This window comes from Propionicimonas sp. (assembly GCF_034927565.1).
In the GTDB taxonomy this organism is placed as follows: domain Bacteria; phylum Actinomycetota; class Actinomycetes; order Propionibacteriales; family Propionibacteriaceae; genus Propionicimonas.
Genome location: NZ_JAYFPT010000052.1, coordinates 48,763 through 67,493 on the forward strand (window position 1 = coordinate 48,763; position 18,731 = coordinate 67,493).

Consider the following 18,731-nt stretch of genomic DNA (forward strand, 5'->3'; position numbering starts at 1 on the left):
GACCCGCTCACGGGCCGGTCGGGTCGGGCTGACGTAGCCCGAGCAACCCATGCTCGCGGGCGGCGTGCACGGCCTCCCTGCGGTTGTGGACGCCCAGCTTTCGGTAGATCGACTTCAGGTGTTGTTTGACGGTGTTCTCCGAGATGCTCAGCGCGTCCGCGATCTCGATGTTGGCGGCCATGGTGGGAAGGTAGATCAGGACGGCCCGTTCCCGTTCGGTCAGCGGCTCCACGGGTGGCACGGACGTTGCCGCGCGCTCCGCCGAGACGCCGGCCAGCAGCTTCTCGACGAACTCCCGATGGCTGCCGTCCACCACCAGGTGGCGACGCAGCAGGGCCGGGATGGCGGCACTGGGACGACGGAACGGCGACATGAGCTGCTGGGCCGCCGCGAGGTGAATGGCCTGCGACATGGCCTGGGTCGCCAGCATGTCGTGGCGCATCTGGTCCTCGGCCAGCGCGACGAACAACCAGGCCGCGGCGGCATAGGCTCCGGTGCCGGTCAGCCGGTGCGCCAGGGTGGGGCGCACCTGTTCAGGCTGGTGGAGCGCCAGTTGAAGCTGTGCGCGCGCCACGCAGACCAGGTCGTCGCGTACCGAGCCATGCGCGGCGGTCTCCAGGGCAGTGACCCGGTCGTAGTCCTGCATGATGCTTCGGGCCTGGTCGACATTCTTCGCCGCCAACTCCGCCTGAATCCGCACGATCGCCACGTAGCTGGCAATCAGACCGCTCTGACCGCCCGGGGCTGCTCCGGTGGCGACCAGCCGGCGGCGGGCGTTCGCCAGATCTCCCCGGGAGAGGTCATCGATTGCGTGAATGACCTGGAGCAGGGCGACCGAGAACGGGCAGGGGTGGACGTTGACCAGTTGTGCGCAGCGGGCGATGGTTGTCGCGGCACGGACGTCGCGCGCGAGGGTTTCGATGAAGCAGAGCGCCAGCCAGGCCCACTTGGTTTCCTCTCCCAGGGTCTTCCCCGACGTCCGGGCAAGGTCGAGTGCCGCCTCGGCTGTCCGGCGCGCGGTGTCCTCCGCGCTCACGCCATACTCAGACAGGGCCAGGAGTCCCAGCAGGCCGATCCGGGCCCGGCTGTCGGTCACCTCCGACGGCAACGAGGCCAGACCGGAGCGGAGAACCTGGCTGGCCACGTCGCGCCATCCCGCCCACAGTTCGGCCTCGCCGCGGATCACCCGGACCTGCGCCTGGTGGTGGACCCAGCCCGGAGCGTCGGAGTAGCTCAACCTGCTCAGCAGCTGTTCGGCCTCTCGGGCGGCCAGCCGCATCGCGATCGGGTCGATCGCGGCGTGGGCGCGCCGGGCGCGCATCACACAGCTGGCCAGCGCACAGACCGATCGTCGCGGCTCCGGCAGCTCATCCGCCGCCTCAGCGAGCCGCAGGAAGCGCTCCGTCGCAGTTTCGTCGCCCCGGCTGTGGGCTGCGAAGGCCATGGCCACGGCCAGTTCGGGATGATCGTGGGCAGAACTCTCCGGCACTCGCTTCATCAGGTCAGCGAAGGCCGTCGCCTCCGGGCCCAGGCACAGTGCCACGCCGGAGCGGGCGGCAAGCTGGCCCGCGAACTCCCAGTCCCGCGAGGAGATCGCCTGGTCGAGGGCTTCGCTCCAGGACTGCTGCGCTTCGAACCAGAGCGCCGCTGTGCGGTGCAGTTCACGGGCGAGCGCGGGCCGGTCGGTCTGGAGCCGGGCCAGAAGAGCCTTTCTCAGCAGGGTGTGCGTGCGATACCACCCGGTTCCTTCCAGTTCGTGGGTGAGGAACTGCTCGTGCGCGAGCGTGCGCAGCAACGCTGCGGCGTCCTCCTCCCCCGTCAACGCGGCGGCCAGCGAACCGCACATCCGCTCCGAGACCGAGGTGCGCAGCAGAAACTCCGCGTACTGCCCGGGCAGCAGGCCGAGGACGTCGCGCCAGAGGAAGTCGGCGACCAGGAAGGTCGGGCCCGTGAAGCGCTCCAGCAGCACGGCCGGGTCGTCCGAGCTACGCAGCGTCAGCGCCGCCAACCGGATGGCGGCAACCCAGCCTCCGGTGGCATCCACCAGCCTCGCGAGAGCCGGTTCCTCCAGGGCCAGTCCCCAGGTGGCCAGCAGTTCGCGGGACTCGGCCGAGGTGAAGGCGAGATCGGGGAGGCGCACCTCGGCCAGCTTGTCCTCCAGTCGCAACCGGTGCAGGTTGATCGGCGGATCATGGCGCGAGATCAGGACGAAGCGCAGGTCGTCCGGTGGCCAGCGCAAGAGCTGGCTGAGCCAGTCGAGGGCCGTCCCCTCGTCCACTTCCTGCAGATCGTCCAGAACGATGTGGACGGGCTTGCCCAGGTTGCGGACCAGGTGATGAAGCACCTCGGTGTCGGGTGCGTCCGGCAACTCCAGGTCGCGGAAGGGCCCGGGACCGAGGCCGGTCATCAGTGCGGCGAGCAGCGACCGCCACAGCTGCGACGCGGATGCGTGCTCCCGGCCCAGACACAACCATGCCACCGGCCCGGACGTCGTCCCCTCCCGGGTCCAGTCGGCGACAGCCAGCGTCTTTCCGGTGCCGGCGGGACCTGTCACCAGCGTGACTGGCCGTCCAGCAGCCTGGTCGAGGAGTTCGACCAACCGGGGACGATGGAGGAACAGCTCCGAACGAGCGGGAACCCGCAGCCGGGAATCAGAGACCGGAAGCTCTGCGATCCCGCTCACTGCGGCGACCTGGCGACCGTGACCTCGCCGTGGCCGGCAGCAACGGTGGTGGACGACCACAGCAGCAGGACCCTGGTCACGCCAAGTCCTGGCAGGCGTCCGTGGTCCACCTCACAAATGCCGAGCCTAACTTTCCCCGGGTGGGTAGCCAACCCCCATAAAGCGGGGATCAGTGCCTCCCGGGCACGGCGAACCTCCGATGGCCTGCCGGCGCACCAGCCGGACGACGAGGACAACCGTCTCAGAAGGGCCACAGCAGCGGAACGGCGAAGACGCCGACCAGGCCGTACAACAGCAGCAGTGGGAGGCCCAGCTTCCAGTAGTCCCCGAACCGGTAGCCGGCAGCCTCCTGCACCATCAGGTTCGCCGGCGTGGCCACCGGAGTCAGCAGGGCGGCGGCTGCGAACACGGCAATTGCCACCAGCACCGGCATCGCGGAGATGTGCATCTGCGCCGCCGCCGAAAGACCGATCGGGATCACGATCAGGGCCGTGGCCATATTGCTGATCAGCTGACCCAGCACAGCGGTGATCAGGAAAAGTCCGGCGAGCAGCGCATAAGGCCCGGCACTTCCCACCAGGGACACCAGCCCTTCGGCCAGGAGCTGCGCCGCTCCGCTGCTCACCATCGCCGCCGACAGTGACATCATGCCGCCGACGAGGATGATCGTGGTCCAGGAGATCGCTGAGTAGGCCTGCTCGACGGTGACCACCCGCAGCAGAATCATCGCGATGGCGGCGAGGATACCGACCACGGCCGCTGGCACCAGTCCGGTGGCGAGCAGCACGATCATCGCCAGCAGGACGCTGAGCGCGCGCTTGGTGCCGGATCCCAGCGGAACTGCCTGCCGCCGGACGGCCTCGGGATCGTCCACAGCCATCAGATCGGGATCGCTGGCGGCGTTGTTCAGCGCCCGCCAACTCCCCTGCAGGATGAGCGAGTCACCGGAGGCGAGCCGCCCCGGCCCATCGACCGGGTGTCCCTTGTGGTGCATGGCAACCACGACAAGTTCACCCGACTCGGTCACCATGCCGGGATACACCCGGTCGCCGATGAAGCGGGAGCGGGGCGGGACCACGTACTCGGCAACCCCGCTCTCACGCCGCATCAGCGCCGGTCCGGGATCATTGAGCCCATAGTGGTCAGCCAGCAGCGGACCGTGGGAGCTGAGGTCGCGCAGCACGGTGTCCGAGGTACGGTGCGGCACCAGCCGAGAGCCGAAAAGCAGCACCACTCCGATGGTCGCCACGGTCAGGACCAGCCCGATCGGCCCGATGCCGAACAATCCCAGGTGGCCCGCCCCCGAGGATTCGACGTAGTCGGCCACGACCACCGTGACCGGGCTCCCGATGAGCAGCAACAGCGATCCCGCATGGCCAGCGAAGGCAGCCGGCATCAGCAGCTCGGACGGGGACCGCCGGGCCCGGATCGCGATCACCACAATGACCGGCGTCAGTGCCGCGACCGATCCATTGGGAGTGATCAGCGCCGTCAGCAACGCCACCATCAGCATCACCGTGGTGAGTAGCCGTGACGGGCTGGTACCGCCCAGGCGCATGGCGAACCCGCCCACCGCAGCCGTCACGCCGGCGGAGTCCAGCGCCTCGCTGACCACGAAGAGGGCAGCGATGAACAGCACCGTCGGGTCGCCAAACCCGGCCACCGCCTCACCCAGGTCCAGCACTCCGGTGGCCCAGAGCGCCAACGGAACCAACAAGGCGATGACCGCGATCGGCAGCCGGTCCCAGACGAAGAGCAGGACAGCAGCCGCCAAGATGATCAGGGCGATGCCGCTCTCGGACATGGTCAGCCTTTCCGGACGTGCAGGGTGCGCGTTCCAGCCGCAGCCAGGCAACGGAGAATCCGCCGGGAGACAGTCACGTGCACGCTCTCCTTCCGTCGCGCCGGGGGTCCGGGCGAACCCCAGCAGTCTGGAACCGGCTCGGCCGCAGCACATCACCCGTCACGGGGGAGTCGGCAGCAACGGCGTGGCCCGACAATCGTCCAAGGATTGCCGAGCGACTGCAGGAAGGCTGACACGATGAGTGAGACGACCAAGTCTGAATCAAAACCCAGAATCACCCCGCGGATGGTCCTGGGTCTGCTCATCGCGGTACTGGCCGTGGTCTTCATCGCAGGAAACCGCGAACCCACCGAGATCAGCCTGGCGGTGCTCCGCATCTCCGCCCCGTTGTGGGTGACGTTGACCGGCGTCTTCCTGGCCGGGCTCGCCACAGGCTGGCTGGTGGCAAGGCGGCGGAAGTGACCATCGCCAACGGCCCGGGAGACTCCAGAGAACTGTGCATCAGAGCGGACGGGGACCTGGCGGCAGCTGTGAACCCTGACCTTGGTGAGTTGGTCGTCACCCGGACTCCTTCCGGCGTCGAGTTGCGGGGCCCGCTGCTGGACGCCACGCAGCAGTGGGGACTGCTGCACCGACTGCAGCACGCCGGCTTGGTGCTGCGCTCCGTCGAGCGGGTCGAACCTGGTGAAGCCGGGCGAACCCAGGCCGAGCAACCGGCGCAGTTACCTACCGGGCCCTGTGTGACGGTCGAGGTGCAGGGTTACGTCGCTGCTCTGATCGCGGCAACGCTGCAGGGGGCGCACGTCCACCAGCACCCTCCGTCGACGACGCTCGTGAGGCCGCTCACCACCGATCAGACACTCTTCGACACCTTGTGGGAGCTTGAGGCGCTCGCCCTGGACGTGCTTGACCTGCACATCGACGGCTGAGTTCGGCGGCCCGTGGATTGGCAGGCCTGTGGGATTGGCAGGCCTCTGCCTCACCGGGACATGCAGCAGGGCCCGGCCGGAACCGGGCCCTGCTGGAAGAGCGAGATCAGTTGATGACGGTGATGTTCGCCGCCTGCAGGCCACGCTGGCCCTGCTGGACGTCGAAGCTCACGCGGTCGCCCTCGTTCAGCGAACGGAAGCCGGTCGCGTTGATCGCCGAGAAGTGGGCGAACACGTCGGCCGAGCCGTCCTCGGGAGCGATGAAGCCGAAGCCCTTGTCACCGTTGAACCACTTGACGGTACCGGTAGCCATAATGTTTCTCCTTTGATAGGAAGCGGAGCAACCGCGGTCGCGGAGCTCAGGTGATGCAGTGGAACAAACGCTTCCCGCAACGACCAACGCTGGAAAACCAGCGGCTTAACCGAACAAGCAAACGAAGTACACAAACAACAACGCGCCAACCGTAGCAGTCGCCCGAGCGTCACCACGAATTCTGAGACCAGAATCCGCCACTACCGCAGTTCGCCGACCCCCTGAACCCGCCCCCTATCGCCACAAGCTGTGACCGGACGTCCGTCATCGGGCCGCCAACCACAGCCCGCGCGGGGTCACGCCGACTCAGCGAGATCCGCCAGCCTTCTTCGCCGACGCCTGGTCGCGCCGCTGCTCCACCGAGCGCTTCAGCGCGGCCATCAGGTCGATCACCTCGGCATCGGCGGACGGCTGCTCCTCAGCCGGCCGGCCGAAGGTCTCCTCGGTGCTGGTCACCTCGCCGTTGCGAATCTTCTCCTCGATCAGGAGGCGCAACTCGCGCTGGTACTCGTCCTCGAACTCCTCCGGGGTGAAATCGGAGGAGAACTGTTCGACCAGGGTGCTGGCCATCGTCAGTTCATTGTCGGAGATCTGCACCTTCGCGTTGATCGCGGGGAAATCCGGCTCGCGCACCTCGTCGGCCCACAGCAGCGACTGCAGCACCAGCGCCGCGTCACGCACCCGCAGCGCGCCCAGCCGGGTCTTCTGCCGGAGGGTGAACTTCACGATGGCGGTGCGCTGGGTGTTCTGCAGGGTGCGGCGCAGCAGAATGTAAGCCTTGGCCGATTTGGAATCCGGTTCGAGGTAGTAGGAACTCTCGAACATGATCGGTTCGATCTGCTCCGAGGGCACGAACTGCAGGATCTCGATCTCCTGCGAGCGCTCGGCCGGCACGGTCTTCAGGTCGTCCTCGGTGAGTACCACCGTGGTGTCGCCGTCGTCGTAGGCCTTGTCGATGTCCTCGTACTTCACGACCTTGCCACAGACCTCGCACTTGCGCTGGTAGCGGATGCGCCCACCGTCCTTGTTGTGCACCTGGTGCAGCCGGACGTCGTGGTCCTCGACGGCCGAGTAGGCCTTCACGGGCACGTTCACGAGTCCGAAGGCGATGTTCCCGGTCCAGATAGCCCTCATCACTCCAGTGAACCAGCCCGGTGGGCGGTGTGGTACCGCTGCCGGACGGGGAAGGTTACCCCTTCGGCGGCGCCCGCGGTGCCGCCGCGACAAGGCCGTGGCTAGGGTGGAACCCACTCGCACGGCGGCTGGCCGCCGTGAAAGGAGGGCAGGTGGCGACGAACCAGACCCGGCAGATCAGGGTCGGCGAGGTGACCCTGCAGGTGTCCAGTCTCGACAAGGTGCTCTATCCCGAGACCGGCACCACCAAGGGCGACGTGCTGCAGTACTACCTGCAGGTGGCACCGGTGCTCGTCCCCCAGGCGGCGTGGCGGCCCGCGACCCGGAAGCGCTGGGTGGACGGCGTCGGAACCGCCGACCACCCCGGCCAGGCCTTCTTCCGCAAGGATCTCGAGGACGGTGCTCCGGCCTGGGTGCCAACCGCCAGCATCACGCACCAGAGCCACGCGAACGTCTACCCGCTGGCCAACGACGCCGCGGTGCTGGCCTGGTTCGCCCAGCTGGCCACTCTGGAGCTCCACGTCCCGCAGTGGCGGTTCGGCGCCAACGGCGTCCCACAGCACCCCGACCGGCTGGTGATCGACCTGGATCCGGGACCCGGCACCGGTCTGCCGGAGTGCACCGAGGTGGCACGGGCGGTGCGGGAGATCTTCACCGGCATGGGACTGGCGCCGGTGCCGGTGACGTCGGGCGCGAAGGGCATTCACCTCTACGTCCCGCTGGACGGGCGGACGACCACCCAGCAGGCGTCCGAGCTGGCGCGGCAACTCGCCGTCTCGCTGGAACAGGATCTGCCCGACCTGGTGGTCGCCACCCAGAGGAAGGCCCTGCGTGACGGGAAGGTGCTGGTCGACTGGTCGCAGAACAACGGAGCAAAGACCACGGTCTGCCCGTACTCGCTGCGGGGCCGGACCCACCCGACGGTGGCGGCGCCGCGCACCTGGGACGAGCTCGACGACCCGAACCTGCGCCAACTCGACTATCGAGAAGTGCTCGAACGGGTGGCTGCGGACCTCGACCCGATCGCCGACCAGGGCTGGGGGTTCGAGCAGGCCCCCGGCAGCCACGACAGGCTCACCCGCTACCGGGCCAAGCGCGACTCCGCCCGAACTCCCGAGCCGGTCCCGTCGTCGGTGCCCGAAACCCCGGACGACACCGCCCCGCCGAGGTTCGTGATCCAGGAGCACCACGCCCGCCGGTTGCACTGGGATTTCCGGCTGGAGCACGACGGTGTCCTGGTGTCCTGGGCGGTGCCGAAGGGCCCGCCGCTCACCCACGAACCGCACCGGCTGGCCGTGCAGACCGAGGATCACCCGCTGGCCTACGGAAGCTTCGAGGGAGTCATTCCGAAGGGTGAGTACGGCGGTGGGACGGTGACGATCTGGGACGCCGGCACTATCGAGGTGGAGAAATGGCGCGCCGACGAGGTGATCGCCGTGCTGCACGGCCGACCGGACGGTGGCCTGGGTGGCGTCCCCCGCCGGTACGCGCTGGTGCGGACCAGCGGGGCGGGCGAGAAGGCGGACTGGCTGCTGATCCTCACCCGGGAGCAGCCCGGTACTGACCAGACGGCGACAGTGCACCCGTCGGACGCACCGACCGAGGCAGCTTCAGCGGCAGCGCCAGCCGCTGCCGCCGCGGGCTTCCCCGCGGTTGTCCCGTCCCCCATGTTGGCAACCCCCGGCAGGCCGGCCGAGCTCGACGACGGCGAGGAGTGGGCGCTGGAGGTGAAGTGGGACGGCGTGCGGGCAATCTGCCTGGTGGCGGACGGGCAGGTCCGTCTGGTCTCCCGTAACGGCAGCGATGTCACCGCGCTCTACCCCGAGCTGGCCGAGCTCGCGGACGCGGTGGTCGCAGACGCCGCGATCCTGGACGGCGAGATCGTCGCCCTCGACCGGGCCGGCCGTCCCGACTTCTCCCTGCTGCAGCAGCGGATCAATCCGGATCCGCGCCGGGCCGCGGAACTGCGCCGACGCGTCCCGGTCACGCTGATGCTCTTCGACGTACTGTCGCTCACCGTCGACGGCACCGAGCGGCAGTTGCTGCGCACGCCCTACCGCACTCGCCGCGAGGTGCTGGCCGCAGCGGTCACGCCGAGCGACCGGATTCGGGTCCCGTCCGGGTTCGACGGCGATCTCGCCACCGCCCTTGCCCACAGTCGCGACCAGGGCCTCGAGGGCGTCGTCGCCAAGCGGCTCGACTCGGTCTACCGGCCGGGTCAGCGGTCACGGCAGTGGCTGAAGTTCAAGCACCGCAGTCACCAGGCGGTGGTGGTGATCGGCTGGCGGTTGGACGACCGGGAACGGCTCCGCTCCCTGCTCATGGCCGTGCCCGGGGACGACGGCGAGCTGCACTACGCCGGCCGGGTGGGGTCCGGGCTGCCCGTGGGCAGGCTGGCCGAGTTCGAGCGGAAGCTGCAGCGGATCGAACGCAAGACCCCGCCGGTGGAGGATGTCCCGGCCACCGAGCAACGGGACGCGCGCTGGGTGACCCCCAGGCTGGTCGGCGAGGTCAACCACGCCGGCGTGACGCCCGCAGGGCGGCTCCGGCAGCCGGCCTGGCGCGGTTGGCGCCCGGATGTCGGTGTGGGGGAGGTGTCGTGGGAACCATAGCCACCCACGGTCACCACAGGCGCAATGGTCAGGCGTCCATCCGGCCAAGCGACGCGTCACTCGGGGCCAAACGGCAACCTGGCGTGTGTGGTCGGGTGACGGCGTGGGCTGATCGTGTGACTGGTCCGGTGGTTCGGGGGGTGGGCCGTCCGGAGTCGCGCGCACCTATCTGCCCGCGCTGGCGGCGAAACGCGGCTGCACCACCGGTTCCGGCCACGGGAATCTCGTACCCAACCGCGTTCTCCCAATTTCGTGTCCGAATCGGGGTGGGCTTGTCAGCTCGTCCATCAAACCTCGACAGCACCAAGGCCAACCGCTACGCAGCCCCGTAGTTCGCCACCGTCCACGGCGACGCAGCGTTCGGGCGCCTGACCTCCCAGGTCCAGCTGTTGGTGGAGTTCGGGGCCAGGCTGCCGTCGCCGCCTGTCCAGTCAACCGTGAACTCCGAGGTGAAGACGGCAACCTCGCCGCCGTGTGGGTCGGGCGAGGCCGGCGTCCCCTGCTCCTCGGACGCCTTCTCGTCGTACGCCAGCTTCACCAGTGTGCAGCCCCGGAACCCCTCGAACCTGGTCATGATGGCGTCGGCGGCCGACTGGAGGTCGGCGCGGCTGAATATCGCCGACTCGCCGAGGCTCACCGTCGCCCGGCTGACATCGCCGCCGCAGCCGGTCAGAGTGACCAGGACGGTCCCGCAGAGGAAGGCGACCACCAGCCGTAGCAGCCCCCCTGCGGAAGGTCGTCCTGCGGGCACCGTGCGTCCGCAGGCCTCCGCACGGGACGACTCGACATTGAGTTCGGCGTTCATGCTCCCAGTCTGACCAGATACGTCACCCACCGCATCCTCCCCGCAGGCGCACCATCTCCTCCGAGAGGACGATCCGTCCCGAGCCCGAGATCAATGTGGAAACGCCCCCGCTATCGCACCCAGCCCCTCGCTCAGCACATCGGCCTCGTGCCAGATCGGAAGCCGGAGCTTGCTCCGCAACCCCCGATAGGACGAAAAGCTGGGACCGGGCGCGAGCAGTACGCCCACCCGCTTTGCGGTCTCGGTGAGGGCCACGGCATCCAACTTCGTGTCCACCCACAACCCGGAGCCGCCGTGGGGCCGTTCCCAGGTCCAGTCGGGGAAGATCTCGTGCACGATCGCCTCGGTGGCTTCCAACGACTTCGCAAGGCTGAGCTGCCGTTCCCGCCGCGCCTGCGCCGCACTGTCGAGCAAGTGCGCGGTGATCAGCTGATTGAGGGGGGACGCCGCCAGATCGATCGGACGCTTGCACTGCAGGATTGCTCGCAGGTGCTTCTCCGTGCCGACCACCCAGCCGATCCTCAACCCACCCCAGAACAACTTTGACGCGGTGCCGATGGTGACCAGCAGTTCGGGATCCACCAGGCCGGCGAGCACCGGTGCCGGTGCGGTAGCCGCCAGCACCAGATCCCGCGCGACGGTGTCCTCAACGGTCAGGATTCCATAGTGGTTGATGACCTCCGCGAGCTCACGGCGCGCATTCGATGCCATCGTCGCCCCGGTCGGATTGTGAATGCTGGTCTGGCAGTACAACACCTGGGCCTTGGGCCCGAGCTGGCGGACGAGATCGACATCGATTCCGCCGTTCACCACCCGAATGCCCTCGACGGTGGCGCCGGTCGCAGCGAAGGCTTCCAGCCCGCCGCGGTAGCCCGGCTCCTCAACCAGGACCGTGACGCCGACACCGGCAAAGGCTGCTGCCGCCAGCCACACTGCCTGTTGCGCCCCGCTGGTGACGAGGATCTCGTTCGGCTGGGTCGGCAGTCCATCCCTGGTGTAGTGAGCCGCAATCTGGCGCCGCAGACCGGGCAACCCCATCGGGAAGTAGCCGTCGGTGGGCAGATAGGGATCCAAGTCGTTCCTGCCCAGCGCCGCGATCGCCGCTGCCACCCCGGAGGAGGCTGGAAGCGCGCCACTAGAAAGGTCGATCCAGTCAGCCGAGTTGCTGGTGAACGCGAACATCCGCGCTCCCATCCGACTGCGCCCGCGCGCCGAGTCCGACCGCACCCAGAAACCTGACCCCTGTCTGGCTGTGACATAGCCCTCGCGCTGCAGAAAGTCATAGGCCGATACCACGGTGCCGCGGGCTGTGCCGAGCGTCGCGGCCAACTCGCGTTGCGATGGCAGCCGACTTCCAGCCGGCAGCAGCCCGGCGTCCATGAGTTGCACCAGCGCATCCGACAACGACCTGGCGAGGGTGTCGTGCGTCCTCGTCCACTGGCCGAGTTGCCGGGTCAACTCCGCGACATCGATCGATGAAACCTGCAAATGAGCCACACCCCATTCCTAGCGGAGGAGCGTCAACGAATCATGGACCAGTATGCCAGAACTGGACCAGTGTGACGTCGCGGGGTGCCACTTAGCATCAGGACACGCCCGTTAGAAATGGAAAGCCGGGCGAACGGCAACTCGATGGCGAGGTGACTATGGACAGTGTTGTTGTGCTCATTCTCAATGGGCTCACCCAGGCTGCCATTCTCTTCGTTCTCGGCAGTGGGCTGACGCTTGCCTTCGGACTGATGCGGGTTGTGAATCTCGCGCACGGCGCTTTCTACATGCTGGGTGGATACATCGGCTATTCAGTCATTACGGCTACCGGGAACTGGCTGCTGGCACTGCTCGCCGGCTCTGTGTCCATCGCAGCTCTCGGGTTCATCTTCGAGCGATTGATGCTGGCCAGGGTGCGCGGCAACGACCTGCCCGAGACCCTGCTGACCGTCGCCCTGGGGATGGTGATCGTCGACCTGTGCCTGGTCTTCTGGCCGCGTTCTCCGGTCACGCTCAATGTGCCCGCCAGCCTGAACCCGCCGGCGAATGTCCTGGGTGTCACGTATCCCGGATTCCGTCTGATCCTGATGGCCTCGGCAGTCCTGGTTGCTGTGGGCCTGTGGCTTCTGCTGTACCGAACCAAGCTCGGCGCAGCTGTTAGGGCTGGCGTCGACGATCGGGAGACGGTCCGTGCCCTGGGCCTCAACATCGGCGTGATGTACACCGGGGTCTTCGTCCTGTCCGGTTTTCTGGGTGGGCTGGCAGGCGTGCTTGGTGGTTCCTACCTGCAACTCAGTCCGGGCGGCGACACCACGATCCTCATGTACTCGCTGGTCGTGGTGATCGTGGGCGGAATGGGCAGCCTGCTGGGGGCGTTCCTCAGCGCGCTCATCCTCGGACAGATCATCTCGTGGGGGCTGGCGTTCGCTCCGCAGTATGCCTACTTCCTGATCTTCGTCCCGATGGTGATCGTGCTGGCACTGCGCCCCCAGGGTCTGGCCGGAAGAAAGGTGGCGTGAACGATGGCATCGGCCACGATGAACCCGCGCACCAGAGCCCTCATCCTCGGCGGGCTCCTGCTCGTCCTGGTGGTATTTCCGCTGGTCGCCGACACCTATTGGGTGACAACGCTGATCCGTGTGTTCTACTTCAGCTTGCTCGCCACCTCGATCGGCTTTCTGATCGGTCAGGGTGGCATGACCAGTCTGGCCCAGACCGCCTTCTTCGGGATGACCGGCTACGTGATCGGTTTGATGGCGTTCGAGCGCGGCTGGCCGATCGGATGGACCCTGCTGTTCGCCCTCGCCCTGGTCGCAGCGGTGGCGCTGGTGTTCGGCATGGTCGCCATGCGGACCCACGGGATGGTCTTTCTGATGATCACGCTCGCGTTCGGACAGATCTGCTGGGCGTTCGCGCAGCAGAACACAACGCTGCTTCACGGCTGGTCGGGCATCCGCGGCATCCGTCCGCCAACCGTGTTCGGCATCGACTTCTCCGAGAGCTTCAACTTCTACTGGGTGGCGTTGATCGTCTTCGTCGGATCGATTCTCGTCCTCCGCAGGATCGTGAACTCACCTTTCGGACTCGCCCTCAACGGCGTCCGCGAGAGCCCCCGCCGGATGGCCGCCCTGGGCTACCCGGTCTACTGGATTCGGGTGACCGCCTTCATCATCGCGGCCCTGTACGCAGGCATCGGCGGGATCATCGCCACGTATTCGATCGGGATCATCACCCCCACCTCTCTGGCACTGAGCCGCACGATCTGGGTTCTGCTCATGGTGATCCTGGGCGGCGCCACCTATTTCTGGGGTCCGTTCGTGGGGGCAATGATCGCCATTTGGCTCGACGTCCTGATCAGTCAACACACCGAACGCTACAACACCATCATTGGTGCCATCTTCGTGTTGGTTGTTCTCTTCGCACCACAGGGCGTCCTGGGAGCCATTGATGCGCTCAAACGAAAAACAAAAAACAAAGAAACAGGGAAGTCGCAGCGGAGCGTACTTCCGGGAGTCGGAACGAAGCGAAAGGCACAATAATGTCCAACCATACGAAGAGGGCTTTGGTTCTCTTGGTTGTCGGCGCATTCGGACTTTCCGCGTGCACGGCACAGAACCCAGGGACGACACAGACGTCAGTCCCTGAGGGCAACAGTTCGGGGTCGGTGAAGATCGGGTTCATCAGCGCCTTCACCGGCGTGTTCTCGTCCTTCGGGAAGATGCAGCGTGAAGGCGCCGAACTCGCACTCGAGGAGGCCGGCGGCAAGGCCGGAGGCAAGCAGATCGATGTGATCTACGAGGACGATCAACTCGACAACGAGATTGCGGTGACCAAGGCGAAGAAGCTGGTCGAACAGGACAAGGTGGACATCCTGACCGGCCTCGTCTCCGGTGACGAGGGCCTCGCCGTCGGCGACTACATGAAGGACAAGGAGATCCCGGTCGTCGTCATGTACTCCGCCGCAGAGGACATGACCATGCGTTCCTTCTCTGAGAACATCATCCGGCCCACCTGGACCGGCGCCCAGTCCATGGACGTCTTCGGCTACTGGCTGGCGAAGGAGAAGGGCTACAAGAAGATCTACCAGATCGGCGAGGACTACTCGTTCCCCTGGAACACCGGTGGCGGTTTCAAGCGTGGCTTCTGCCGCGGTGGTGGCACCGAGGTCAAGAGCGTGTGGTTCCCGCCTGGCACCACTTCGGACTTCTCCTCCTTGATCGCCTCCATTCCGCTTGACCAGGGCTACGACGCACTGTTCTACAACGGCGCCGGTGGCGATGCCGTCAACTTCATCAAGCAGTATGTCGAGCTCGGCATGATCGGCAAGATGCCTCTGGTCGGTCAACCCAACACCTTCGAGAAGCCGGACCTGGATGCGATGCCGGCCGATATCGCCGGCTCGCTGTCGCCGCAGCACACCGCAGACGACCTGGCGACGCCGGAGTGGACGAAGTTCGCCGACGCCTTCAAGGTGAAGTACGGCTATGCCCCGTCTGCGGCAGCGGAGTTCGCCTACTCGTCGATGAAGCTGATCCTGCGCAGCATCGACCAGACAAGCGGCAATGTGGCCGATCGCAAGGCCCTGATCGACGCCATGGCGGCGGCCGACATCACCGACGACCCGCGCGGCCCGGTCAAACTCGACCCGAAGTGGCACTCCGCCACCCAGAACGTGTACATCCGTGAGGTTGCCAAGGACGACAGCGGAGCGCTCTACAACAAGGGTCTGTGGACGGTGACCGAGGTCTCCCAGTTTGGTGTCTACGACCCTGACACCTACATGGCGGCACCGCCGGACTCGAACACCAGCCCGTCCGATCAGTGTGCCGACCTCGGTGCACTGCTGACCGCCCCCACCGAGTACCAGTACCAGCCATTCGGAAGCTGAACATCGACTGGGTGCTGTGCCGTGGACAACTCCGGCACAGCACCCAGCGGGAGGAACCCCCATGCAACAAGGCGACATTGCGCTGGATGTCGTAGGCGTCAGCAAGAGCTTCGGCGGCGTCCACGCGGTGAGCGACGCGAGCCTGCAGGTCAGGTGTGGCGAGCGACACGCCCTGATCGGCCCCAACGGCGCAGGGAAGACCACACTGTTCAACCTGATCGCGGGTGAACTCCCCGTGGACACCGGGAGTATCACACTGTTCGGAAAGGACATCACCCGACTGCCGGTGGAACAGCGCGCCCGGCTTGGGCTGGGGCGCACGTACCAGATTTCGCAGCTCTTCAACGGGCTGACGGTGGCGGACAACCTGGCGCTCGCCGCGACCCGAGGCCGTCACCGGGCCTTCCGCATTTTCTCCTCGCGATCAGCCGATCCCCAGTTGCAGGTCGAGGTCGAGCAGGTCGCCGAGACAGTAAGGCTGGCCGGCAGACTCGGCCACGCTGTCTCCGAACTGTCGCACGGCGAGCAGCGCCAGCTTGAGATCGGCATGGTGCTCGCGATGGGCCCCGAACTGATCATGCTCGACGAGCCCGCTGCCGGGCTGTCGCCCGCGGAGCGGGTTACCCTGCTCGAGGTCATCGAAGCCCTGCCCAAGGGCCGGACCCTGATCCTGATCGAGCACGACATGGAACTGGTCCTGCGAGTGGCCGAACGCATCACGGTGCTAAACCGGGGACACCAGATCGCCGAGGGAAGCCCGGCAGAGATTCGCGCCAACGAAACCGTGCAGGACATCTACCTGGGGAGCGCTGCACATCATGACTGACCTGCTGACCGTCCATGACATCCACACCTACTACGGAAGCAGCTACGTGCTGCAGGGGTGCTCGCTCAGTGTGGGAGACGGATGCACCTGTGTGCTGGGACGCAATGGGATGGGCAAGACCACCCTGATGCGCAGCATCATGGGTCTGACCCCACCGCGCTCGGGATCCATCCTCTTCGACGGTGCAGACATCACGGGCGCCCGCCCCGAGATGATCGCCCGTCGCGGCATCGGGTACGTGCCCCAGGGACGGCGACTGTTCCCCAGCCTGAGCGTCCACGAACACTTGGTCCTGTTCCACCGCCGGAGCGGCACGTCCACCGCACAGTGGACCCCTGAGCGACTGTACGAACTGTTCCCCGAACTGGCCGGCCGACGCAAGGTTTCTGGAACACGGCTCAGCGGCGGCGAACAACAGATGCTGACGATGGCCCGGGCGCTGGTGACCAACCCATCCCTGCTGATCCTCGATGAGCCCTCGGAAGGACTGTCCCCGGTCGCGGTCGACCGTGTGGTGGATGCCTGCCGGAACTTGATCGAGACCGGTATGCGGCTGTTGCTGGTCGAACAGAACATCACCGTCGCCCGGCGGCTGGCCGACTCGATCTGTGTACTGGTGAGCGGACGATCCGTCCACAACGCTGACGCCTCCGTCTTCTTCGAGGACACCGCCCTGCGCCAGGAACTACTCGGTGTGTAGCGAACAGGAGAGATCGTGACTGAGCTGACCCATCCGGACCCGACGACAGTCATCGCGCTGTTGGGTGCCTTCGACACCAAAGGTGTCGAGCTGCGTTACGTCCGGGAGTTGATCGAACGAAGAGGGTTCGAGGTGTTCGTCATCGACATCTCGGTCGTGGGTGACGGAGAGGCATCTCCTGCGGTCGGCCCTGCGGACATCGCCCGCGCCGGCGGGCGGGAACTTGGGGAGCTGGTCCGGCTTCACGACCGCGGCGAGGCGATCGCGACGATGACCCGCGGCGCCGGCCTGGTGGCGAAAGCGCAGTGGGAAGCCGGACGGTTCGACGCCATCCTCTCCCTCGGTGGCGGGGCAGGGACGGTGGTGGGCACTGCGGCAATGCGCGCCCTGCCCTTCGGGGTACCCAAAGTGATGGTGTCGACGCTTGCCGGTGGCGATGTAGCCGCGTACGTCGGAGGCAGCGACATCGTGATGGTGCCGTCAGTGGTGGACATCGCCGGCATCAACCGGATCACCCGCGGTGTCTTCGCGGGCGCCGTCGGCGCCGTCTGTGGCATGGCCGAGGCCCGGAGGCAACTGCTGGCAGAGCCAGCGCCGGAGCAGCGGCCGCTGATCGCGGCGACCATGTTCGGGAACACCACACGCGCGGTCGACCATGCCCGCGGTGTTCTGGAAGGGGCCGGCTTCGAGGTCCTGGTCTTCCACGCCACCGGGGCGGGTGGTTCCGCGATGGAGAATCTGATCAGGGCCGGTCAGTTCGAGGGAGTCCTCGACCTGACCACCACCGAACTGGCTGACGAACTCTGCGGTGGGGTGCTCAGCGCTGGACCGGAGAGGCTGCGGGCAGCAGCGCAAACCGGCACTCCTCAAGTGGTCGCCCCCGGGTGTCTCGACATGGTCAACTTCTGGGCCATGGAGACCGTCCCGGAAAGGTACCGGGAGCGCACGCTCTATGCCTGGAACCCCAACGTCACGTTGATGCGCACCACCGCTGAGGAGAACCGCTCGTTGGCGGCGACGGTCGCGAGCCGGCTGAACCCTTCCACCGGCCCGGTGGCGGTCTTCATCCCGAGCGATGGGTTCTCGGAACTGGACGTCGTAGGTGGCGAGTTCTGGTCGCCATCCGCGGATGCCGCCTTCCTCGCCGACCTGACAGCGGCCCTCCGTCCAGATATCCCGGTCACCGTGCTGAACGTCGACGTGAACTCTCCAGTCTTCGCCGAAGCAATGGCCAACGAGCTGATCGCCATGGTGGTCAGGGCGACGCCACGATCCTGATCGTCACCGAACCAGAAACCAGTAAGAAAGAGAGGACAAGGAGTCCATGATGGCCAGCAGTAGAACAGAGATCGTTGAGCGTCTTCGCGCGAAGGCGCTGGCGGGACAGCCGATCGTCGGAGGCGGGGCCGGGACCGGCATCTCCGCCAAATGCGAGGAGGCCGGCGGAATCGACCTGATCGTGCTGTACAACAGCGGTCGCTACCGGATGGCCGGACGAGTATCGATCACCGGGCTTTTCGCCTACGGCGACGCCAACGAGATCATGATGGAGATGGCACAAGAGGTACTGCCTGTCGTGCAGCACACCCCCGTCCTGGCCGGCGTCAACGCCACAGACCCCTTCCGATTGATGCCTGTTTTTCTGCAGCAGGTCAAGGAAGCAGGCTTCTCCGGAGTCCAGAACTTCCCGACCGTCGGCCTGTTTGACGGATCGATGCGGGCCAACATGGAAGCTACCGGCCTCGGCTACGACAAGGAAGTCGAGATGATCGGGCTCGCCCACAAGATGGACCTGCTGACCACCCCGTACTGCTTCAACGCGGACGAGGCCCGTGCGATGGCCGAAGCCGGCGCTGACCTGATCGTCGCTCATATGGGACTGACCACAGGAGGCACCATCGGAGCCGCAGTGGCCGTGAGCCTGGACGACGCGATTGGACTCACCCGTACGATCGCGGACGCCGCCCGCTCGGTGCGGTCAGACATTCTTGTGATCTGCCACGGTGGGCCCTTCGACGAGCCGGAGACCGTCCAGCAGGCACTTCGACG

Annotated in this window: 16 protein-coding genes; 10 read left to right on the top strand and 6 right to left on the bottom strand. The window is 66.6% G+C overall.

All coding sequences use genetic code 11. The annotated features are described in order from the left end of the window. Positions 1–7 precede the first annotated feature (7 nt). Both VB080_RS10590 and VB080_RS10595 read right to left on the bottom strand, forming a co-directional pair. Positions 8–2,683, bottom strand: coding sequence for a LuxR C-terminal-related transcriptional regulator (locus tag VB080_RS10590; RefSeq protein ID WP_323418411.1), 2,676 nt, complete (start codon positions 2,681–2,683; stop codon positions 8–10). Between the two features lie 241 nt (positions 2,684–2,924). Beyond that, a complete protein-coding gene (locus VB080_RS10595; RefSeq protein WP_323418412.1) occupies positions 2,925–4,487 on the bottom strand; it encodes an SLC13 family permease in 1,563 nt (520 codons plus the stop codon). Between the two features lie 285 nt (positions 4,488–4,772). Between VB080_RS10595 and VB080_RS10600 the strand changes: the two genes are divergently transcribed. Both VB080_RS10600 and VB080_RS10605 read left to right on the top strand, forming a co-directional pair. Then, positions 4,773–4,949: a hypothetical protein gene (locus tag VB080_RS10600; protein WP_323418413.1), complete on the top strand. Its 177-nt coding sequence runs from the start codon at positions 4,773–4,775 to the stop codon at positions 4,947–4,949. Then, positions 4,946–5,416, top strand: a complete 471-nt coding sequence (locus VB080_RS10605; protein ID WP_323418414.1) for a hypothetical protein — start codon at positions 4,946–4,948, stop codon at positions 5,414–5,416. The genes VB080_RS10600 and VB080_RS10605 overlap by 4 nt, the downstream gene beginning before the upstream one ends. 106 nt (positions 5,417–5,522) lie before the next feature. Here the strand turns inward: VB080_RS10605 and VB080_RS10610 are convergent, their stop codons facing one another. Continuing rightward, positions 5,523–5,729, bottom strand: coding sequence for a cold-shock protein (locus VB080_RS10610; RefSeq protein WP_323418415.1), 207 nt, complete (start codon positions 5,727–5,729; stop codon positions 5,523–5,525). A gap of 306 nt (positions 5,730–6,035) precedes the next feature. After that, positions 6,036–6,863: a Ku protein gene (locus VB080_RS10615; protein ID WP_323418416.1), complete on the bottom strand. Its 828-nt coding sequence runs from the start codon at positions 6,861–6,863 to the stop codon at positions 6,036–6,038. A gap of 152 nt (positions 6,864–7,015) precedes the next feature. Between VB080_RS10615 and VB080_RS10620 the strand changes: the two genes are divergently transcribed. After that, the gene (locus tag VB080_RS10620; protein WP_323418417.1) at positions 7,016–9,475 is read left to right on the top strand and encodes an ATP-dependent DNA ligase; all 2,460 of its coding nucleotides are present in this window, start codon (positions 7,016–7,018) and stop codon (positions 9,473–9,475) included. A gap of 316 nt (positions 9,476–9,791) precedes the next feature. On the opposite strand, the gene VB080_RS10625 is transcribed toward VB080_RS10620, so the two are convergent. Together VB080_RS10625 and VB080_RS10630 are read right to left on the bottom strand one after the other, a co-directional pair. After that, a complete protein-coding gene (locus tag VB080_RS10625) occupies positions 9,792–10,280 on the bottom strand; it encodes a hypothetical protein (RefSeq protein ID WP_323418418.1) in 489 nt (162 codons plus the stop codon). Between the two features lie 90 nt (positions 10,281–10,370). Beyond that, positions 10,371–11,777 (bottom strand): PLP-dependent aminotransferase family protein, encoded by a 1,407-nt coding sequence (locus tag VB080_RS10630; protein WP_323418419.1) that lies wholly within the window; start codon positions 11,775–11,777, stop codon positions 10,371–10,373. A 164-nt stretch (positions 11,778–11,941) separates the two neighbouring features. Here VB080_RS10630 and VB080_RS10635 point away from each other — a divergent pair, with 164 nt between their 5' ends. The 7 genes from VB080_RS10635 to VB080_RS10665 form a co-directional block, all read left to right on the top strand. Further along, positions 11,942–12,787, top strand: coding sequence for a branched-chain amino acid ABC transporter permease (locus tag VB080_RS10635; protein WP_323418420.1), 846 nt, complete (start codon positions 11,942–11,944; stop codon positions 12,785–12,787). Between the two features lie 3 nt (positions 12,788–12,790). After that, on the top strand, positions 12,791–13,807 hold the full coding sequence (locus VB080_RS10640) for a branched-chain amino acid ABC transporter permease (RefSeq protein WP_323418421.1): 1,017 nt from the start codon (positions 12,791–12,793) through the stop codon (positions 13,805–13,807). Between the two features lie 125 nt (positions 13,808–13,932). Further along, entirely contained in the window at positions 13,933–15,156 is a 1,224-nt protein-coding gene (locus tag VB080_RS10645; RefSeq protein ID WP_323418422.1) for an ABC transporter substrate-binding protein, read from the top strand. Positions 15,157–15,217: 61 nt separating this feature from the next. Then, positions 15,218–15,982: an ABC transporter ATP-binding protein gene (locus VB080_RS10650; protein ID WP_323418423.1), complete on the top strand. Its 765-nt coding sequence runs from the start codon at positions 15,218–15,220 to the stop codon at positions 15,980–15,982. Further along, positions 15,975–16,682, top strand: a complete 708-nt coding sequence (locus VB080_RS10655; RefSeq protein ID WP_323418424.1) for an ABC transporter ATP-binding protein — start codon at positions 15,975–15,977, stop codon at positions 16,680–16,682. The genes VB080_RS10650 and VB080_RS10655 overlap by 8 nt, the downstream gene beginning before the upstream one ends. 15 nt (positions 16,683–16,697) lie before the next feature. Further along, positions 16,698–17,960 (top strand): Tm-1-like ATP-binding domain-containing protein, encoded by a 1,263-nt coding sequence (locus tag VB080_RS10660; RefSeq protein WP_323418425.1) that lies wholly within the window; start codon positions 16,698–16,700, stop codon positions 17,958–17,960. 46 nt (positions 17,961–18,006) lie between these two features. Further along, on the top strand, positions 18,007–18,731 hold a 725-nt coding region (locus VB080_RS10665; protein WP_323418426.1), incomplete at its 3' end, for a phosphoenolpyruvate hydrolase family protein.

Excerpts from the sequence above, each read along its gene's own strand:
- VB080_RS10595 (WP_323418412.1), bottom strand. The coding sequence starts at position 4,487 with ATGTCCGAGAGCGGCATCGCCCTGATCATCTTGGCGGCTGCTGTCCTG.
- VB080_RS10600 (WP_323418413.1), top strand. The coding sequence starts at position 4,773 with ATGGTCCTGGGTCTGCTCATCGCGGTACTGGCCGTGGTCTTCATCGCA.
- VB080_RS10610 (WP_323418415.1), bottom strand. The coding sequence starts at position 5,729 with ATGGCTACCGGTACCGTCAAGTGGTTCAACGGTGACAAGGGCTTCGGC.
- VB080_RS10615 (WP_323418416.1), bottom strand. The coding sequence starts at position 6,863 with ATGAGGGCTATCTGGACCGGGAACATCGCCTTCGGACTCGTGAACGTG.
- VB080_RS10625 (WP_323418418.1), bottom strand. The coding sequence starts at position 10,280 with ATGAACGCCGAACTCAATGTCGAGTCGTCCCGTGCGGAGGCCTGCGGA.
- VB080_RS10640 (WP_323418421.1), top strand. The coding sequence starts at position 12,791 with ATGGCATCGGCCACGATGAACCCGCGCACCAGAGCCCTCATCCTCGGC.
- VB080_RS10650 (WP_323418423.1), top strand. The coding sequence starts at position 15,218 with ATGCAACAAGGCGACATTGCGCTGGATGTCGTAGGCGTCAGCAAGAGC.
- VB080_RS10655 (WP_323418424.1), top strand. The coding sequence starts at position 15,975 with ATGACTGACCTGCTGACCGTCCATGACATCCACACCTACTACGGAAGC.